General features: G+C 44.9%; 18 protein-coding genes. 11 read left to right on the top strand and 7 right to left on the bottom strand.

The genetic code is table 11. The annotated features are described in order from the left end of the window. The first annotated feature begins 191 nt into the window (after positions 1-191). The 7 genes from ACVA58_RS18715 (at position 192) to cobB (ending at position 8,667) form a co-directional block, all read left to right on the top strand. Positions 192-1,871, top strand: coding sequence for a 4Fe-4S dicluster domain-containing protein (locus ACVA58_RS18715; protein WP_446511879.1), 1,680 nt, complete (start codon positions 192-194; stop codon positions 1,869-1,871). A gap of 9 nt (positions 1,872-1,880) precedes the next feature. Next, the gene (locus ACVA58_RS18710) at positions 1,881-2,480 is read left to right on the top strand and encodes a TorD/DmsD family molecular chaperone (RefSeq protein WP_446511878.1); all 600 of its coding nucleotides are present in this window, start codon (positions 1,881-1,883) and stop codon (positions 2,478-2,480) included. A gap of 184 nt (positions 2,481-2,664) precedes the next feature. Further along, the gene (locus ACVA58_RS18705; protein ID WP_446511877.1) at positions 2,665-2,904 is read left to right on the top strand and encodes a twin-arginine translocation signal domain-containing protein; all 240 of its coding nucleotides are present in this window, start codon (positions 2,665-2,667) and stop codon (positions 2,902-2,904) included. Between the two features lie 13 nt (positions 2,905-2,917). After that, positions 2,918-5,773 (top strand): formate dehydrogenase subunit alpha, encoded by a 2,856-nt coding sequence (locus ACVA58_RS18700; RefSeq protein WP_446511876.1) that lies wholly within the window; start codon positions 2,918-2,920, stop codon positions 5,771-5,773. Between the two features lie 12 nt (positions 5,774-5,785). After that, entirely contained in the window at positions 5,786-6,403 is a 618-nt protein-coding gene (gene fdh3B / locus ACVA58_RS18695; RefSeq protein WP_446511875.1) for a formate dehydrogenase FDH3 subunit beta, read from the top strand. 174 nt (positions 6,404-6,577) lie between these two features. Next, positions 6,578-7,600, top strand: coding sequence for a formate dehydrogenase subunit gamma (locus tag ACVA58_RS18690; RefSeq protein WP_446511966.1), 1,023 nt, complete (start codon positions 6,578-6,580; stop codon positions 7,598-7,600). A 356-nt stretch (positions 7,601-7,956) separates the two neighbouring features. Beyond that, on the top strand, positions 7,957-8,667 hold the full coding sequence (gene cobB / locus ACVA58_RS18685; protein ID WP_446511874.1) for a Sir2 family NAD+-dependent deacetylase: 711 nt from the start codon (positions 7,957-7,959) through the stop codon (positions 8,665-8,667). A gap of 84 nt (positions 8,668-8,751) precedes the next feature. Here the strand turns inward: cobB and ACVA58_RS18680 are convergent, their stop codons facing one another. Beyond that, positions 8,752-9,189 carry a PACE efflux transporter gene (locus ACVA58_RS18680; RefSeq protein WP_446511965.1) on the bottom strand — a complete coding sequence of 146 codons (438 nt, stop codon included), beginning with the start codon at positions 9,187-9,189 and terminating at the stop codon, positions 8,752-8,754. A gap of 96 nt (positions 9,190-9,285) precedes the next feature. Here ACVA58_RS18680 and ACVA58_RS18675 point away from each other — a divergent pair, with 96 nt between their 5' ends. Beyond that, positions 9,286-10,170, top strand: a complete 885-nt coding sequence (locus tag ACVA58_RS18675; RefSeq protein WP_446511873.1) for a LysR family transcriptional regulator — start codon at positions 9,286-9,288, stop codon at positions 10,168-10,170. A gap of 268 nt (positions 10,171-10,438) precedes the next feature. Here ACVA58_RS18675 and ACVA58_RS18670 read toward each other — a convergent pair whose 3' ends face one another. From ACVA58_RS18670 to potA, 5 genes are all read right to left on the bottom strand, one after another. Then, positions 10,439-11,482, bottom strand: a complete 1,044-nt coding sequence (locus ACVA58_RS18670; protein ID WP_446511872.1) for an extracellular solute-binding protein — start codon at positions 11,480-11,482, stop codon at positions 10,439-10,441. Positions 11,483-11,831: 349 nt separating this feature from the next. Continuing rightward, positions 11,832-12,863, bottom strand: coding sequence for an extracellular solute-binding protein (locus tag ACVA58_RS18665; protein WP_446511871.1), 1,032 nt, complete (start codon positions 12,861-12,863; stop codon positions 11,832-11,834). Between the two features lie 110 nt (positions 12,864-12,973). After that, positions 12,974-13,744 (bottom strand): spermidine/putrescine ABC transporter permease PotC, encoded by a 771-nt coding sequence (potC, locus tag ACVA58_RS18660; protein ID WP_255043579.1) that lies wholly within the window; start codon positions 13,742-13,744, stop codon positions 12,974-12,976. After that, the gene (gene potB / locus ACVA58_RS18655; protein WP_446511870.1) at positions 13,744-14,601 is read right to left on the bottom strand and encodes a spermidine/putrescine ABC transporter permease PotB; all 858 of its coding nucleotides are present in this window, start codon (positions 14,599-14,601) and stop codon (positions 13,744-13,746) included. The genes potC and potB overlap by 1 nt, the downstream gene beginning before the upstream one ends. After that, a complete protein-coding gene (gene potA / locus ACVA58_RS18650; RefSeq protein WP_446511964.1) occupies positions 14,585-15,703 on the bottom strand; it encodes a spermidine/putrescine ABC transporter ATP-binding protein PotA in 1,119 nt (372 codons plus the stop codon). The genes potB and potA overlap by 17 nt, the downstream gene beginning before the upstream one ends. Before the next feature lie 386 nt (positions 15,704-16,089). On the opposite strand from potA, the gene ACVA58_RS18645 reads away from it, so the two are divergent. Genes ACVA58_RS18645 through ACVA58_RS18635 form a run of 3 tightly spaced genes read left to right on the top strand, consistent with a single transcriptional unit; the run spans position 16,090 to position 18,287 of the window. Then, entirely contained in the window at positions 16,090-16,890 is an 801-nt protein-coding gene (locus ACVA58_RS18645; protein ID WP_446511869.1) for a hypothetical protein, read from the top strand. Further along, positions 16,887-17,675, top strand: coding sequence for a glucosaminidase domain-containing protein (locus tag ACVA58_RS18640; RefSeq protein ID WP_446511868.1), 789 nt, complete (start codon positions 16,887-16,889; stop codon positions 17,673-17,675). The genes ACVA58_RS18645 and ACVA58_RS18640 overlap by 4 nt, the downstream gene beginning before the upstream one ends. Positions 17,676-17,678: 3 nt before the next feature. Further along, on the top strand, positions 17,679-18,287 hold the full coding sequence (locus ACVA58_RS18635; RefSeq protein ID WP_446511867.1) for a DUF2987 domain-containing protein: 609 nt from the start codon (positions 17,679-17,681) through the stop codon (positions 18,285-18,287). 81 nt (positions 18,288-18,368) lie between these two features. On the opposite strand, the gene ACVA58_RS18630 is transcribed toward ACVA58_RS18635, so the two are convergent. Beyond that, on the bottom strand, positions 18,369-18,770 hold the full coding sequence (locus tag ACVA58_RS18630; RefSeq protein ID WP_446511866.1) for a hypothetical protein: 402 nt from the start codon (positions 18,768-18,770) through the stop codon (positions 18,369-18,371). Between the last annotated feature and the right edge of the window lie 253 nt (positions 18,771-19,023).

Raw genomic sequence — 19,023 nt, 5'->3', positions numbered from 1 at the left:
ATTGTCGCCTTCTGGTTTGGTCAATCTGTCCTTAAGAGATTTTGGCTCCCTATAAGTCATTTTATTCCGTAAAAAGTTGGATCGGTTATTGCTCTAGTAATGAGTATGAAGCGAAGTGTTCGGAAAATTCTCTTCTAAACAAAGCGTTTCAATCGACACTGACTAACGGTGACGAGTAGACAGGAATAATAATGTTAAATAGTACACTTGAAGCACTTTCTGCGTTCGATGAGCAAAATGGTAAAGCAAGGTTAGCGGCGGTAAATGGTACCGTTGAGCTTTCTAACCTTATTCCACCAACGGTTTCTTATGAAAGCCGCGGGAATGTTTTGCTGGTGGGTGCAGAAAACGTTATCACAACGCTTGAAGCACAGTTTACTTCGCTGAATTCGGTAACCCTACTTGCCACAGCGAAAGCGCAATCATCAGAGAATGCCAAAAACAGTGTTAAGCGTAACAACCTTTATTATGCGAGTAAGGCAACCCTGAAAGGTTACCTAGGCGCATTTGAAGTGTCTTGTGATGTTGAGAATATGCTGACAGCAGTAAATCTGGCAAAAGTGGCGATTGGTCATGATTGCTTTGATTTAGTTGTTGATATGACGGAAAACGGTTTATCAGACGTTGAAATTTCAGCTCCAGGTTATTACGCGGTTGGAGCAGGAAAAACGAAACTGGCCAATGTGATTGAAGATCTTCCTGCGATGATTGGTACATTTGATAAACCAAAATATTTTCGTTTGGATCCTGAACTCTGTGCGCACTCTTCACGGGGTGTAACAGGGTGTGAGCGATGTGTTGATGCTTGTCCTGCTGGTGCACTGTCAAGCACGGGTGATCATATAGAAATTAATCCATACCTTTGCCAAGGTGTGGGAACCTGTGCGACTGCGTGTCCAACAGAAGCTATTTCATATGCACTCCCTGATCCTACTAATACGCAAAACTTTGTTCATCGGCTAATCACCAACTATCGAAAAGCGGGAGGAGAAACACCTACGCTACTTTTCTATGGTAATCGCGATGAAGCCACGGTGAACGAGATCCTTTCTGATCTCCCCGAGTCAGTTATTCCCGTTGCATTGGAAGAATTGGCCACTGTTGGTATTGATACTTGGTTTAGTGCACTGGCATACGGCGCGCATCAAGTGCTTTTAGCGACGAATACCTCTTATATTCCTGACACTATCGATCGTGTACTTCGTGATGAATTAGCGACTGCTCAGTCTTTCTTGGCTGAAATGGGTTATGACATTGAACGTATTGCTTTGTTTGATTTTGCTGAGGCGAAGAACTTCACGGGTTTTGATTCTGCATTATTGAATATTGCTGACCCTGTTGAAGGGACAAAACGTGAAAAGTTATTTGCTGTTCTTGATGAGCTTTACGCACTAGCTCCAGTTAAACCTGAACGTTCAGCTGTTGCGGAAAATGCCCCTTATGGTTCGGTAGATTGTCGAGCAGAAGATTGCACCTTGTGTATGGGATGTGTGTCTGTGTGTCCAACTAGGGCATTGCATGCCATTGGTGAACGTCCAGGCCTTTTATTTATTGAACAAGATTGTGTGCAATGTGGCATGTGTGAAAAAGCGTGTCCTGAAAAAGTGATCTCTCTTAATCCGGGAGTGACTTGGAATGCGCAAACTCGTCAAGAAGCACGTGTTGTTCATGAAGAAGAAGCAGCGTGTTGTACCAGTTGCGGTAAAGCTTTTGCACCGGCTTCTATGGTGAAAATGTTGACTGAAAAGTTACAAAACCATTCTCAGTTTCAGGGAGAGGCTATTCGACGCCTGAATATGTGCGAAGACTGTCGTGTTCGCGATATTTTCTCGACGATCGTCGATGATCCTGAAAGTCAGCTAAAGGTGTAGGAATAGCAAATGGAATCAGTACTTCAAACCGCTAAAGAAGAAAGTGTACTGCGTGTAGAAATTTATGGCCTGTTGGCACATTTGTTTCGTAAGGGGCCAGATCAAACTGTTTTAGATTGGCTTTCTTCACTGGATGTTGAAGCGAATCAAAATGTGTCCAATACCATGGCAGCCTCTTGGCCTGTTTTGAAACTTGCCGCTCAAACAACATCGGTTTTGGCTGTTGAAGAAGAGTATCAAGATTTGTTCATCGGGATCGGACGCGGAGAAATTGTTCCTTTTGGTTCATGGTATTTGACCGGTTCATTAATGGAAATGCCGCTTGCACATCTTCGCCGTGATCTCATGCAGTTGGGTTTTCAACGTGACGAGAGTGTAAAAGAGCCGGAAGACCACATTGCCGCCTTACTTGAAGTAATGGCGATGCTGGTGGAAGGCGGAGATAGACATCTCCAGCAAGTTTTCTTCAATCGCCATATCGCAACGTGGTTCGAACAACTTTGTAATGACTTAAAAAAGGCGAACAGTGCTGTGTTTTATAGTGCAGTTGCTGAACTGGCTTTGCAGTTCCTGTTAGTCGAAAAAACACGATTGATAGAGGTGAACTAGACTTTACCTAATTTTTGATTTTGTGACGACGTAACCGCTACCTAGCTACTAAATGAGGGTGCTCAGGATGTAGCTGAGGAAACAATTGAAAAGTCGTTATTTATTTTACGAAAAACTTAGCAGAAAAATTGATTTCCGAAGCGAGTGACTCGGATTCGGAAACACGATAAAGGAGCAAGCTTTTATGAGTGAGCAAAACAAAGCTAGCAAAGATGAAGCTATTCATAATGAAACTAGCCAAAGCCGTCGCCAATTACTGAAAAATATTGGTTTGAGTGTGGCTGTTGGTGCTGTTGCTGCCGGGGCGACAACTGCCGTCCAGGCAAAGGTAGAGCAGTCTGAAGGCAATACCAAAAATCACGATGACAATAAAACTGGCTATCGCGAAACCCAGCACGTTCGCGATTACTACGAAACCTTGTAAGGCGGAGCCATAAATGAAACTGACAAAACGTTCCGACAACGTAAGCAAGGACGAAAACCAGCTAGGTATTTCGCGTCGTTCCTTTATTCGAAACTCATCACTGGCGGCAGCTGGTGGCATGGCCGGTGCTGGTTTGTTTGCACCGGGTATGATGAAAAAAGCCGAAGCTAAAGAGGTTGACCCTAAAGCACCGGCAGAAGTGAAACGTACTATTTGTTCTCACTGTTCAGTAGGCTGTGGTATCTACGCTGAAGTTCAGGAAGGTGTATGGACAGGTCAAGAGCCGGCTTTCGATCACCCATTTAATGCGGGTGGCCATTGTGCGAAAGGTGCAGCTTTGCGTGAGCACGGTCATGGTGAGCGCCGTATCAAATACCCGATGAAGTTGGTCGACGGAAAGTGGAAAAAACTGAGCTGGGAGCAAGCACTGGATGAAGTGAGCCAGCAGGTGAAGAAGATCCGCGAAGAATCAGGCCCTGATTCAGTTTACTGGCTAGGTTCTGCAAAGCATAACAATGAACAGGCTTATCTGTTCCGTAAAATGGTCTCTCTATGGGGCTCTAACAATGTCGACCACCAGGCGCGTATTTGTCACTCAACAACGGTTGCCGGTGTAGCAAACACTTGGGGTTACGGGGCGATGACGAACTCGCTCAATGACATGCACAACTGTAAGTCAATTCTGTTCATTGGTTCTAACCCAGCAGAAGCGCACCCAGTCGCCATGCAGCACATCTTGATCGCTAAAGAGCGAAACAGCTGCAAGATTGTGGTTGCCGATCCGCGTCGTACTCGTACAGCGGCAAAATCTGATCACTATGTTTCTCTTCGCCCAGGCTCAGACGTTGCCTTCATTTGGGGTGTGCTTTACCACATCTTCAAAAACGGTTGGGAAGATAAAGAGTTTATCCGCCAACGTGTTTGGGGGATGGATGAAGTGCAAGCTGAAGTGGCCAAGTGGACGCCAGCTGAAGTGGAACGCGTGAGTGGTGTACCAGAAGCGGATGTTTATCAAACGGCGAAGATGTTGTCTGAAAATCGTCCGGGCTGTGTCGTTTGGTGTATGGGTGGTACTCAGCATACGACAGGTAATAACAACACCCGTGCTTACTGTATCCTTGAGCTAGCGCTTGGCAATATGGGTAAATCTGGCGGCGGTGCCAACATTTTCCGTGGCCACGATAACGTACAGGGTGCGACTGACTTTGGCGTACTGTCTGATAATCTACCGGGTTACTACGGCCTGTCTGAAGGCGCCTGGAAACACTGGGCAAAAGTGTGGGATGTGGATTATGAATGGCTAAAAGGCCGATTCGACCAGAATGAATACAGTGGCAAAAAGCCAATGAACAATGCGGGTATTCCTGTTTCGCGCTGGATTGATGGTGTACTCGAAGACAAAGCTAATATCGAGCAAAACGATAACATCCGAGCCATGTTCTACTGGGGTCATGCGGTAAACTCCCAGACCCGTGGTCCCGAAATGCGCAAGGCGATGGAAAAGCTGGATATGATGGTGATTGTTGACCCGTATCCAGGCGTGGCAGCGGTAATGAACAACCGTAAGGACAATGTCTACCTGCTACCGGCAACCACTCAGTTTGAAACAACAGGTTCGGTAACCGCGACAAACCGTTCTGTTCAGTGGCGTGATCAGGTGATTGAGCCGTTGTTCGAATCTAAACCTGACCATGAAATTATGTACCTGCTTTCTCAGAAATTGGGTCTATCTGAGCAGTTGTTTAAAAACATTCGTGTTGAAAACAATGAGCCCGTGATTGAAGACATTACCCGCGAATATAACAAGGGTATGTGGACAATCGGTTACACCGGCCAGAGCCCTGAACGTTTGAAAGAGCACCAGCAAAACTGGCATACCTTCCACAAGACTTCGCTTGAAGCTGAAGGTGGCCCAGCAAACGGTGAAACTTACGGTTTGCCTTGGCCTTGCTGGGGTACGGCAGAAATGAAACATCCAGGTACCCATATCCTGTATGACACATCTAAAACAGTTGCCCAAGGTGGCGGTAACTTCCGTGCACGTTTCGGTGTAGAGCGTAATGGTGACAGTCTACTGGCTGACGACAGCTTTTCACTAGGCTGTGAACTGGAAGATGGTTACCCAGAGTTTACCGATAAGATGCTTAAGCAGCTTGGTTGGTGGGATGATCTTACCGCGGAAGAAAAAGCACAAGCCGAAGGTAAAAACTGGAAAACTGACCTTTCTGGTGGTATCCAACGCGTCGCGATTAAGCATGGTTGTATTCCGTTTGGTAATGCTAAAGCCCGCGCCGTGGTATGGACTTTCCCTGATGCCGTTCCTCTGCACCGTGAACCGCTGTATACGCCTCGCCGTGATTTGGTCACTGACTATCCAACATGGGATGACAGCGAAGCGATGTTCCGCCTGCCAACACTGTACAAGTCGATTCAAGACAAAGACATGTCTGGCGAATACCCAATTGTACTGACCTCGGGTCGATTGGTTGAGTATGAGGGGGGCGGTGATGAAACCCGTTCTAATCCTTGGCTGGCAGAATTGCAGCAAGAGATGTTTGTTGAGGTTAACCCGAAGGATGCCAATGACATTGGCTTCAGAGACGGTGATATGGTGTGGGTAGAGGGTGCTGAAAAGGGCCGCATCCACGTTAAAGCGATGGTAACGCCGCGTGTGAAGCCGGGACTGGCATTTATTCCGTTCCACTTCGGCGGTAAGTTCCAGGGTGAAGACCTTCGCGACCGTTATCCTGATGGCAGTGCACCATTTGTTTCTGGTGAAGCAGCGAATACGGCTACGACTTATGGCTATGACCCTGTAACTCAGATGCAAGAAACCAAAGTCACCCTCTGTAAAATCTCTAAAGCGTAAGGAGTCATTCTGATGGCACGTATGAAATTTCTTTGTGACTCTAAACGTTGTATCGAGTGCAATGGTTGTGTGACAGCTTGTAAAAACGCAAATGATGATGCGCTTGAGTGGGGTATTCAGCGCCGTCGCGTTGTTACCCTCAACGATGGCCTGCCGAATGAGAATTCTATCTCGGTCGCCTGCATGCACTGTAGCGATGCACCTTGTATGGCGGTATGTCCTGCGGACTGTTTCGTACAGACCGAAGACGGCATTGTTTTGCATGATAAGGACCTGTGCATTGGCTGTGGTTACTGTTTGTTTGCCTGCCCGTTTGGTGCGCCGCAGTTCCCACAACAAACGGCCTTTGCCGAACGTGGCAAGATGGACAAATGTACCTTCTGTGCCGGTGGTCCGAATGTCGAGACTGGTTCGGTTGAAGAGAAGCAAAAGTACGGTGCTAACCGTATTGCTGAAGGTAAGCTACCTATGTGTGCTTCTTTGTGCTCGACCAAGGCTCTGTTGGCTGGTGATGCCGCGAAAATATCTGATGTTTACCGCGAGCGTGTTGTTGCTCGAGGTGCTAAAGAAGCAGGCTGGGCAAGTACTGATGACCTCGCTTATGATGCCTCTAAGATCCGTAAGGCTTAAGTCGAGTTAACGAATAAGTGGCAGTTATATCGCATGTTGTTTGAGATAGCGCAATCTGATTTGGCTGCCACTGAGTAAAGAGATTTGAACATAACTGTTGAATTAACAGTCGGGAGTAATATGACTAAGCGAATTCAACACTGGTTTTTCTTGCTGACCACTGCCGTGGTATTGATGTTTTCATTATCGGCGGCAGCAAGCAATGAATCCGGTGCTAACTCTGAATCTGAGCGCTTGGGCGAGTCTGTTGTTAGGCATGAAGTCATTGGTTTTGCCGGTGCTGACTATTGGCGAGCGGTTAAGGATGGCCAAGAAGGCTATACCACTTCCAAGTCACCTGAACATGGTGTGCTGATCAGTGTGCCAGGGCAGACCTGGTTCATAATGAAAGAAAAGTGGATGTCACCACTTGGTGCGCTGGCAATTTTTGGTAGTTTGGTTATGGTGGCGCTGGCGTATGTCGTTGTTGGTCCGCTTAAACTGAGTAAACCGAAGACAGGGCGCAAAATTAAACGCTGGAGCCGCTTTGATAGGGCGCTGCATTGGAGTTTGGCCTTCACTTTCTTGACGTTGGCATTCAGTGGTTTGACGCTGGTTTATGGTAAGTACTTTATTAAGCCTATCGTGCCGACGGAACTGTGGGGTTGGGTAGTCTATGCGGCCAAGCAATACCATAACTACATTGGTCCTTTGTTTGCAATATTCTTGATTGCTGTACTCGTAAAGTGGTGGCGTAAGAGTATTTTTAACAAGGTCGATATGCAGTGGTTCATGAAAATGGGCGGAATGGTCGGCAAGCACAAGGGCAGTCATCCATCAGCAGGGTTTTCGAATGCAGGTGAGAAAGTCATCTTTTGGATGTTGATTTTCTTTGGTGCTTTCATTGTTATGAGTGGCTTTGTTCTCGATTTTCCAATTTTTGATCAAACCCGTCGTGATATGGAATTGTCGCATCTTGTCCATATGCTATCGGCTCTGGTATTGATCTGTGGTTTTATCTTCCATATCTACATAGGTTTGTTTGGGATGGAAGCGGGCCTTGATGGCATGATTACCGGTGAAGTCGATGAAACTTGGGCTAAAGAGCACCACGATCTTTGGTTTGACGAAGTAAAGGACTTGCCAGAAAATCAGCCTGGTTATGACGCTAAAGTCGAAGCGGATAAGAAAGGTAACTCTGCACAAGATAATGTATAAATAATTGCATTTGAGACATGAAAACCGGTAGCCTAAGCTATCGGTTTTTTTATACCTACGATTTAACGTCTACGAATAGCACACGACAAACAATTTTTAATTTAATTAATGACTTAATAGTGTATGTCAGTATTATGGTGGCTAAAACGTAGTGGCGCTTTTCGATAAACAATGTGAGCTTTTCCTTCAAAGCATCGCCTAGTTGGGAGAACTCTATATTATGACTTTAACACCCTAACGCACTATAACTTTTTATTTGTTGTCTATAATTAGACTAATGTCGTAGACGTTTCACTTATAACCACATGAAAACAATGGTATAAAGCTTATAAGAGAACTGAAGAAAGGACACGGCTATGCTTTTCCCTTATCGAAATATTGTTGTACTAACCGGCGCGGGTATTTCTGCGGAATCAGGCATCCGTACTTTCCGTGACCAAGACGGGCTGTGGGAAAACCATCGTATTGAGGATGTGGCGACGCCTGAAGGGTATTACCGTGATCCTGCATTGGTACAGAACTTCTATAATTTGCGACGTCAGCAGCTAGAGAGCGGTACGGTGTTTCCAAATGATGCGCACCGTGCGCTGGCAAGGCTGGAGCAAGAACTCGATGGCAGGGTCACGATAGTGACGCAAAACATCGATAATTTACATGAAGCTGCTGGTAGCAAGAATATTATCCATATGCATGGGGAGTTGTTGAAAGCTCAGTGTAGTGAAACGGGACAATCGATTGACTGGAAAGGGGACATTTCCCTTGACGACCATTGTCATTGCTGTCAGATGCCAGCACCAATGCGACCAAACGTTGTATGGTTTGGTGAAATGCCGATTGGTATGGATCGAATCCACGATGCATTGCTAGAAGCTGATTTGTTTATTTCCATCGGTACATCTGGAGCTGTGTATCCAGCTGCAGGCTTTGTACATGAAGCGGCTATGCATGGTGCTCATACGATTGAATTGAACTTGGAACCAAGTGAGGTTGAAAGCGAGTTTGCCGAGAAACGCTATGGCCCAGCCTCGATGCTAGTCCCAAACTTTGTCGATGAGCTCCTTGGGTAAACAGCTGTCGGTATATGTATCTTTATTTATAACGCCCGCTTAGAAGTGGGCGTTACTTTGCCAGAGCCTGTGACAGTGTCACTTTTATGATGCTTGGGCAGGTATAGCCGAAGGCTTTGTGAAAAACTTCGCTTTGACGTGGTCGTATGCCCAGTTATAGATAATCGCGTAAACCAAAAAGAAGAGTACGATACCTATATCGAGAACAAGTACAGTCCAAAAATCCAACTGCAATACCCACATCAATACTGGGATAGTGACGAAAATAAGCCCGCCTTCAAACCCTAAGCCATGCAAAATACGCGTTTTTACCGTTCTGCTTAAGCGGTCTTCCCCGACGAACTTGTCGAACAATACGTTATATAGGTAGTTCCAAGCCATCGCAATGAGCGACATCACAACACTTAGTCCGCCGACAACGGCTGGATTATGTCTCGTAAACAAGGTCGCAGCACCCATCAAAATCACAAGGGCAAATACCTCAAACAACACTGTGTGCAAAATACGTTCTTTAATTGTCATCATTATAGTTCCGAGCTAATGGAAGTTGTTTTGTGCGTGCACTATATCTCTATTTGTGATTCAATCTAGTTAGTTATCATCACTTTTACTGATAGTATGTATAATCTCGACCAACTCCAGATGTTTGTTACAGCAGCAAAATTAGGCTCCTTTTCGGCCTGTGCAAGACAACTCGGCAAAGTACAATCAGCGGTAAGCCAAGGGATAGCCAACTTAGAAATCGACCTGAATGTCGAATTGTTTGATCGCTCCACTAGAAAGCCGACACTCACAGAACAAGGGCAGCATTTGCTCAGGTTTGCTGAAGCTACCTTGCAACAAAGCTTTGAATTACAAAGTGCAGCGAAGGCGCTAAGTGACTTTCAAGAAACTGAAGTTACCATCCTAATTGACGATAACTTGCTGATAGATAAGCTCAGCGCGATTGCTGATGAGTTTAGCCAGCGATTTCCATCGACAACCCTAAGTACCATGTTGGCAAGTAGCACTGATATCCCCAGCCTTTTGCTTCAAGGTAAAGGAGATATGGGTGTGATGCTGACTGATATGACATATTTTAAAGAACTGGATGTTCGTTACATTGGAAGCGTGCAATTTGTACCGGTAGCCTGTCCTGAACACCCATTAACTCACTTAGATAGCGTATCACCAGTAGATCTGATCCCGCATCGTCAGTTGATGGTTAGAGGGGAAAGTGGCAAGTCGATGTCTTATATGCCGCCTATATCTTCCAATCATTGGTGGACGAATGACCACCATGTGCTTATTCAATATGTTGAAAAAGGCTTGGGTTGGACGTATCTGCCGAGCCATGAAGCAAAGCAAAGGGTAGAGCTGGGTAAAATGAAAATACTGCCTGTGACGTTCGATCATAAGGAGTGGCAGGCACCGGTTGAATGTGTCGCTCCAAAGGGAAGAGCTGTCGGCCCCGCAGTGAAATGGCTGAATATCGCAATGAATAGCTTACTTGAGGATATTTAACTAAAGCTATCGCTCGGGCATACACCCAAGCGACATGGCAGCTTTAATCACGAGGGGCAGGGTTCTTTATCCATTCCATGGCCGCATCAGGTTGCTTGCTTCATCAGTACTTGCTGAATACTCAGTAGCTTGAGTTGGATGAAATTTAAGCGGACTTTGTTTGTCGAGAGGTATAAGAGGATAGGCGCTGAGATTAACGGCTGGGTGAAACCCGTCTGGTATAAAAAACTCGGGCTCAAGCCCGAGTTTTTGCTAAGTGTCGACGAGATTACTGACCCGCTTTTAGCTTCTGGTAGTACTCTTCGTAAAGGGTGTTGGCACCATTTACGCTGTCTTGCCATTCTCCGGCATCCATCACTTCTTGAGGTGGGTAGATGCTTGGATCGTTAACAAATTCTGCTGGAAGCTTGCCCTTAGCAGTCGCAACAGGTGTTGGGTAACCGATCTCTAGTGCAATTTTCGCTGCATTTTCTGGGCGAAGTAGGAAATCGATCATTTTGTGAGCGGCGTCGGTGTTCTTGGCGTTTGCCGGGATAGAGATGCTATCCATCCAGAAGATAGCGCCTTCTTTTGGCCATACGATATCAATTGGTGCACCTTCTTGCCGAGCCATGTACGCTGAACCGTTCCACAGCATACCGAGAGAGGTTTCACCCGCCATGTATGGGTTTGCAGGGTAGTCAGAGTTGAATACCAATACGTTTGGCATTAGCTTCTTAAGCTCTTCGTACGCGGCTTTAATTTCTTCAGGATTTTTGGTGTTCGCAGAATAGCCAAGTTTACGTAGGGCGATGTGAAAGAACTCACGAGCGTCATCCATCATCATCAATTGGCCTTCCCATTTAGGGTCCCAAAGATCAGCCCAGGTGCTGACTTCTTCTTTGTCCATCATATCAGTGTTTACACCGATACCGGTCGCACCCCAAATGTATGGGATAGAGTAGTCATTTTCTGGATCAAATGGCTTGTGCAGGAAGTTTGGATCGATTTCGTCAAAGTGGCTTAGCTTTGACTTGTCGATTTTTTGCAGCATATTTTCTTCACGCATTTTTGATACATAGTAGGTTGAAGGCACCACTAGATCGTAGCCGTCACCGTGGGTTTTCAGCTTTGCGTACATGGTTTCATTCGACTCATATGTCGAATAAATCACTTTAATGCCCGTTTCTTTCGTGAACTGTTCCAGAACTTCTGATGGGATATATTCAGACCAGTTATAGAAATAAAGCTCTTTGTCTGCTGCTGTTGCTATGTTCGAAAACATTGCCATTGCACAGACACCACCGGCCATTAAAGAAGACCATTTTTTCATTGTTATATGCTCCAAACTAAATGGGATTTTGAGAGTGTTCTCTAGCGAATGTACTAATTATGGATGAAAATCATCTCGGTGAAGTACTAACCGCTTCTCCTGCAAAGTGTCGTTATGTTCTGCCAAAAAGGAGAACGTCGGATATTTACCCTTGCATGTAGGGTAATAAGGTTTTTAAAAACGCATTGATAATACAGCGCTTTTAAGAGCATATTATAACAGGGAATGTAATGAGTACGATATGGAATATCAGGCCTTAATAACTGTCTGAACTATTAATAGCCAATGTATGTATGCTTTCGATATAAAAAAGGCAGCCAAAGGGCTGCCTCAAGTCAATTTAGTGACATTACTGACCGGCTTTTAGTTCCAGGAAGTAGTTCTCGTAACGGATGTTCATTTCACCAACCGAATCCTGCCACTCACCACGGTCTAGATCTTCTTGTGGAGGGAACAGAGTAGGGTTGTCTTTGTATTTCGCGTTTGAGGCTTCAACCGCGGTTAGGTAGCCAGTCTCTTCAGATATTTTGGCTGCCACATCAGGGCGCAACAAGAAATCAATCATCTTATGTGCAGCCTCAACGTTCTTCGCGTTTTTGGCAATCGCAAGGCTATCAACCCAGAAGATACCGCCTTCTTTTGGCCAAATCAGCTCAATCGGCAAACCTTCTTTTTGAGCAGCAGCAGCTGAGCCATTCCAAAGCATGCCCAAGCCTACTTCCCCCGCTAGGTATGGTGCAGCAGGGTTGTCTGAGTTGAACACCAATACGTTAGGCATTAGCTTTTTCAGCTCTTCGTGTGCTTCATCGATCTGCTTTGGATCGGTAGTGTTACCGGAGTAACCTAATTTACGCAGCGCAATGTGGAATACTTCGCGCGTGTCATCCATAAGCATGAGTTGGCCTTCAAACTCAGGATTCCAAAGGTCCGCCCAACTATCGAAATCGGCAGGGTCATACATGTCAGTGTTAACTGCCAAGCCTGTCATTGCGATAACATGTGGGATCGAGTAGTCGTTGTTTGGGTCAAAAGGCTTATCCAGATAATTCTTATCAAGCTCTTTGAAGTTGGTTAGCTTTGATTTATCGATTTTCTGTAACATGCCTTCATCACGCATTTTTGCAACGAAGTAAGTTGATGGCACAACCAGGTCGTAACCTTGTGGGTGAGCTTTTAACTTAGCGTACATAGTCTCGTTCGACTCGTAAGTCGAATAAATCACTTTAATACCAGTTTCTTTAGTGAACTGTTCACGTAGTTCCGTAGAAATGTACGGACCCCAGTTCATAAAGATTAATTCCTTGTCTGCGGCATTGGCAACGTGAGTAAACATTGCAGCAGCGCATGCAGTACCGGCTAGAAAAGCGGACCATTTTTTCATTAGATTATCATCTCCAAAACCCTTTTAGGGTGTTAATACAAAACAAGTGGCCCGAAGGCCACTTGCTCGTTCTTTGGCTAAAAGCCAAATTTAAAGCGGTGTAACAAGCCTTATTTGATTTTCTCTCGAGCCAGTAGCTGAGAGGTCACAACCAGAATCAAGGATACAATTAGCATAATTGTAGCCAATGCATTCACTTCTGGTGAGATCCCCACTTTTACCATGGAGTAAATCTTCAAAGGCAGAATTTCATAGCTTGGACCTGTCACGAATGAACTTACAATTACGTCATCCAAAGATAGGGTAAAGCTCAACAACCAGCCTGCGGCAACCGCAGGCTTGGCTAGCGGTAGGATTATTTGCTTCAGAATCACCCATTCGCTAGCGCCCAAATCACGGGCAGCTTCCAGCATTTTCACATCAAAGCCTTTTAATCGGCTGTATACCGTTACCACAACAAAGGGGAGGCAGAATGTAATGTGCGAAAGCAGTAAGGTTAGGAACCCCATCTCTGCGCCAACTAACAAGAACAGCGCCAGCAGCGAAATTGCCATAACGATGTCGGGTGACATCATGACGACAAAGAGCATACCGTTGACAAAATGTTTGCCACGGAACTGGTAACGGAAGAGGGCAACAGCCGTCAAACTACCAATAATCGCTGCAGCGGTTGCCGAGAACACGGCAATGTTCAGTGAGTGCCATGCTGCCTGCATCAAGCTGTCGTTGTTTACCAATTGGTGATACCACTTGGTCGTGAATCCACCCCATTTCATACCAAATTTGCTGGCATTGAATGAGTTCACAATCAGGATAATGATTGGTGTATATAGGAAGGCATACACCACAGTCATAAAACTGAATTTTAATGCGCGTCCCATTATTCAAGCTCCACTTTACGGTTTAGCAGCTTGCCTGCACGGTAATAAGCGTACAGCATCACTGCCATTGCGATGGTCAAGGCAATGCTGGTTGCAGCACCAAATGGCCAATCACGAGCGTTCAGTACCTGACTCTTAATCACGTTACCGATAAGCAGGTTCTTCGCGCCGCCAAGTAGGTCGGATACATAGAACATGCCAAGGGCAGGTAGCAGTACTAGTAGACAGCCAGCGATAATACCTGGCATTGTCAGTGGAAAAATCACTTTCACGAATGTCTGGAACTTGTTGGCACCCAAATCACGCGCAGCTTCAATGTAGTTGTAGTCCAACTTCTCAATAGCCGAGTACAGTGGGAGCACCATAAACGGTAGAAGAATATAGACTAGGCCAACCATTACCGCGTATTCGGTGTACATAATCCGAATTGGCTTGTCGATAATATCGAGGTACAGCAAGGCGTTGTTCAAAATACCGCGCGTACCAAGCATGATCTTAAGACCGTATGTACGGATCAGTGAATTGGTCCAGAACGGTACAATCACCAAAAACAGCATGAACGGACGCCACTTTTCAGGCATCTTTGCAATCGCATAGGCAAACGGGTAGCCAATCACCAAGCAGAGCAGGGTGGCCACCAGCGCCATGTAAAACGAATGCATCATGACTTTCGCATATAGCGGGTCAAACAACCGGATGTAGTTGTCTAACGTAAAGGTCATTTCAATCAGGTTTGCATCATCTCGGGTCAGAAAACTGGTTCCGATGATCATCAAGTTGGGTATAAAGACAAACAGCAATAGCCAACTAACAATGATAGTTATAATGATGTTTTGAAGATTAAGCTTCTTGTTCATCTGCCAGCACCACTTCCCAGCTTTCAACCCAAGTAACAGCAACTTTTTGATCCAGAGAGTGGTCTACATCAGGATCATCTTCGTTGAAGAATTCACTGACCATGACCGATGTACCCGTCTCCAGCTCAACGACTGAGTCAAGTGTCATACCTTTATAGGTACGCTCACGGATATAGCCAATAATACCTTGTGCCTCATCGCCATTATTGATCTCTTCCAGTCGGATATCTTCAGGGCGCAGCAACACTTTTACCTTGTCACCCGGACTTACAGGCAGTTTACAGTGGATCATTGAAGGGCGACCTTCAACGTTTGCCAATACACGGGTTTCGTCGAGACGCTCTTTTACCACAGCATCAAAGACGTTGATTTCACCAATAAAGCGAGCAACAAAGAGGTTCTCTGGCTCTTCGTAAATTTCGCGAGGGGAACCATCTTGTTCAATGTTACCAGAACGCATAACAATGATGCGGTCTGACATCGATAGGGCTTCTTCCTGATCGTGTGTGACGAAAATGAAAGTAATCCCCAATTTACGCTGCAGCTGTTTTAGCTCGATCTGCATCTGTTTGCGAAGTTTATAGTCCAACGCCGACAGAGATTCATCCAGTAACAATACTTTTGGCTTATTCACAACAGCACGAGCGATAGCTACACGCTGTTGCTGACCGCCAGAAAGTTGATGAGGTTTACGTGGGGCAAATTGTTCTAATTGCACCATGCGTAGCGCGTCCATAACGCGTGGCTCAATCTCACGTTCAGCCACTTTCTGCATTCGCAGGCCAAAGGCAACATTTTCAAATACCGTCATGTGCGGGAAAAGCGCATAACTTTGAAAGACAGTATTAACATTCCGCTGTTCGGCTGGAATACCTGTTACATCATTACCAGCAATAACAACTTGACCCGCATCAGCATTTTCAAAGCCTGCGATTAGTCGGAGTACTGTTGTTTTACCACAGCCAGAAGGGCCGAGAATGGTAAGGAATTCACCATCGTTCACATTCAAATCGAGACCAGTGATGATTTGCTTGCCATCGAAGCTTTTGCTCAGCCCTTTAAGCTGAATCACTGGTGCTTTAGTTGTTTCTGCAGCGTTCAATTCTACGAGATCTCCACCTAGGGGTTTCATAGGTAATCCCCCCAACTATTAGGTTGAATTTAGGGGGCGCATAATAGTCCCCTAAACGCGTAATTCAAAGCGTTTTTTTCCACTTTTTTAGACTATTTTCATACTCGTAAATCACTGTTTTATTACAGTCAATATATGAACTCTAAGCTTTGACATAATTGTCTTAAAAATCAATGCAAAAGCTGTTGCTTATCGTAAGCGTAATCTATTAATCATAGTGTATTGAGGCTGGCTGGCTAATTCGCTATCAAAACCTGAGTCTGAACAGAAAAACTGCTTTTTGCCTCAATGTTTCTCTATCGTGCTTAACTAGCGTACAATCACGGACCTAGTGTGTAATAGTTAGTGAAATACAAATGAATAACAAAACAATCCAAGTTGGCGGTTCAATCGAAAGGGCATTGAAAGGTGAGAGTGATCTTCAATCATTGTCCGTGCTTCAAGAAGCCTGGAAAATCACAGCCAAGAATTTCCTGACTTTCTTGCCAGCGGTTATTGGTTTGTTTCTGGCGCAGGTTGCGCTGCTTTTAGTTGGCCTACAAGTGCAACTAGGAAGTGCAACGGTGTTTTTTGATGCAGTGATTACTGGCGGTGAAATGACAGCCTCAGTGATTGAAGCCGGTTATATGGCTAACTTTTGGTCTGATGTATTAAGTGCCCCTTTATTAGCTGGCGTAAGCTTGATGGCACTCAACCATGCGATTGGTCTTCCTAGTAAGCCAAGTTATTTAGTGAAAGGTTTTCCTTTTGCCGTTGCTTCTGTCATAACGGTTTTGCTTTCCGCTTCCCTACAAGGCATCGCCAACGCTATTTTCCCAATTTTAGGTATGCTTCTTTCTATGGGCTTTAGCCTAGCGATTATGCTGGTTTGTGAAAAGCGTTTATCGCCATTGAAAGCAATACAGTTTTCACTTGTGGCAACTTTGCGTAAACTACTGCCGATGACAGCTATTTTCATTGTCATCCTAACGATGTTTATTATTTCATTTGCCACTGCTGGTATTGGTTTGATTTGGACAATTCCATTTTTCTTTAATGTGAAAGCCATTATCTACCGTAACCTTTTCGGTGTTTCTCTACATGTTTCGACCGTTCAAAAAGGCCAGAACGATAACGATCAAGATCAGCAGGGGGATTCAAAGGTTTTTGACGCGTGATAAAAAATATAACAACCAGTAAAGTTGCCATTATTGCACTAGTCAGTGGATTGACAGCATGTGGTGAAATCCCTTCTCAAAGCGCTAACGATGAGGCCTTATCGGCCTCATCGCAAAGCACTAAACCTGACTTCTCTAAAATAACCGATGTTGGTCAAAAGAAAGCGGCCTTTTTCGACTTTCTACGTCCAGCCGTTGAACATGAAAACCAACGGGTAGCAAAAGAGCGCCAGTTCTTAGAGTTAATTAAATCTCCTGTCCATGCCGGCGAATTGCTCTCAGCTGATAAAAAAAACTATGCTGTGAAGCTATCAGACGCTTACAAAGTGCCTCTGAATGATAGTGGCATGACGTCAGAATGGTTAGCCGCAATGCTTAATCGTGTAGATGTAATCCCTGAATCTCTTGTTCTTAGCCAAGCGGCCAATGAATCAGGGTGGGGAACATCACGCTTTGCTGTGGAAGGAAACAACTATTTTGGTCAATGGTGTTATCGTAAGGGCTGCGGTTTGGTCCCCAATGCACGAAATGATGGCGCAAGCCATGAAGTGGCGGTTTTTGCATCGCCTTATTTATCAGTGCAAGCGTACTTCATGAATGTGAATACTAACCGGGCTTATCAAGACTTACGTGATATCCGCTCAGCACAGCGTAAGGCCGGTGATATAGTAGAAGGCACCAAATTGGCAGAAGGACTAAGTCGTTACTCAGAACGTGGTCAGGCTTATGTTGATGAAATTCAAGCAATGATCAGGCACAACAATCAATATTGGCGCCAAGGATAAAGGATGAAGTTGACCTATTGGCTATTAGCTGGCTTGTTTGCCAGCAGTTCGCTCTATGCTCAGGATGCAGCAGCACAGAACATAGAAATGCGATACAGCACACTTTACAGCAAGCTCAAGCAAAACGTAAAAGAAGGGCATGATGATGTGAAAATCGCCCTGTTTTTGTTGAACCAGCAAGATGGCAGCGTCTGTCATATCCATAAAGGATCAATGCGCAAAGACAAGCACTTTGAAGAGCTAGTGATCCCCGAAAATAATGAACTAACAGTGCCGGTTGATAGCAACTTGCGTCAGGCTAATCCTGATGTAACTTTTGTGATCGATGATGGCATTACTTGTGATGTGTCTATGCAGGTCATAGCCAAGAAAGATTACGGTACGGCTATCAAGCAAATAGACGTTGCTGAACTGGTACCGCAGATGAACCAGTTACTATCTGCTCTTGGCGGTATGTTCTCTGGTTGGTTTATGCCTGATGTTGAAGGTGTTGTTGTGCATTTCAGCGATGGTGACACCAAGGTGATCAAGCTTTCGTCACTCTCAGATGGCGAAACCGTTAGTTTTCATCAGCCAGCGGTAAAAGTAACGCCTTGGATCCCTCAGGCCTAGTCGATATCTAGAAGTGGCCTTAGACTGAAGCAGAAAGCCCGGATTATATCCGGGCTTTTTCGTATTAAAACAGAGGGTAGATTAAACATTTAAATCACTATTCGTGGCTTTGATTCTGATACCTCCTTTTTGGTGTTCAGTTACTTTTAGTCCATTAGGGGTTTCATATGAAATATATAGCTTGGCGTTGTCCTTGCACCATTTCGACACTTGAGAAGTTAAAAGAGAGTTGGGTAAGTAACGAGAGTGACAACATTGAGAAAAGTTAAGTTGCGTCTGGCGCTTTAACTCTGAAGCGATACGAGGATAGAACAAATCGAGCTTTTCATTTCCATCTTTATTGCAGAAGTGTAAATTTGCTTTTAATTGTCCTTTTTTATATCTCAATTTCAATTTTGCTGGAATATTGTCATTAATAACCGGTATCTGAACATCCACTGTTTTTTCAATGGCTTCATGCGGTAGAAATAGGTTTGTAAGCATAAGACCTCCTTGGTTTAAATTCATCTTATTCACTATTTGAGAGAAAAGTTTCAACCAATGTCACACATACTGAATGGCAGCTAAATAAGATGTGCGTTCTATAGTGGGCGATCAACCTTTTACATTTTCACACACTTTATCTTCGGCTAAGCCGAGGTATATAACAGGTCAAAGCGAAGTGATCCAATAATAATACAATTAGACTGGACTAAAGAGATGCTGATGTTGAAGGGGTTATCGTACATTTAGATGA

The sequence above is a fragment of the Photobacterium sp. DNB22_13_2 genome, from assembly GCF_052873915.1.
The sequence above is the reverse complement of the archived record's forward strand: the minus strand, read 5'-3'. Positions and strand labels throughout refer to the sequence as shown.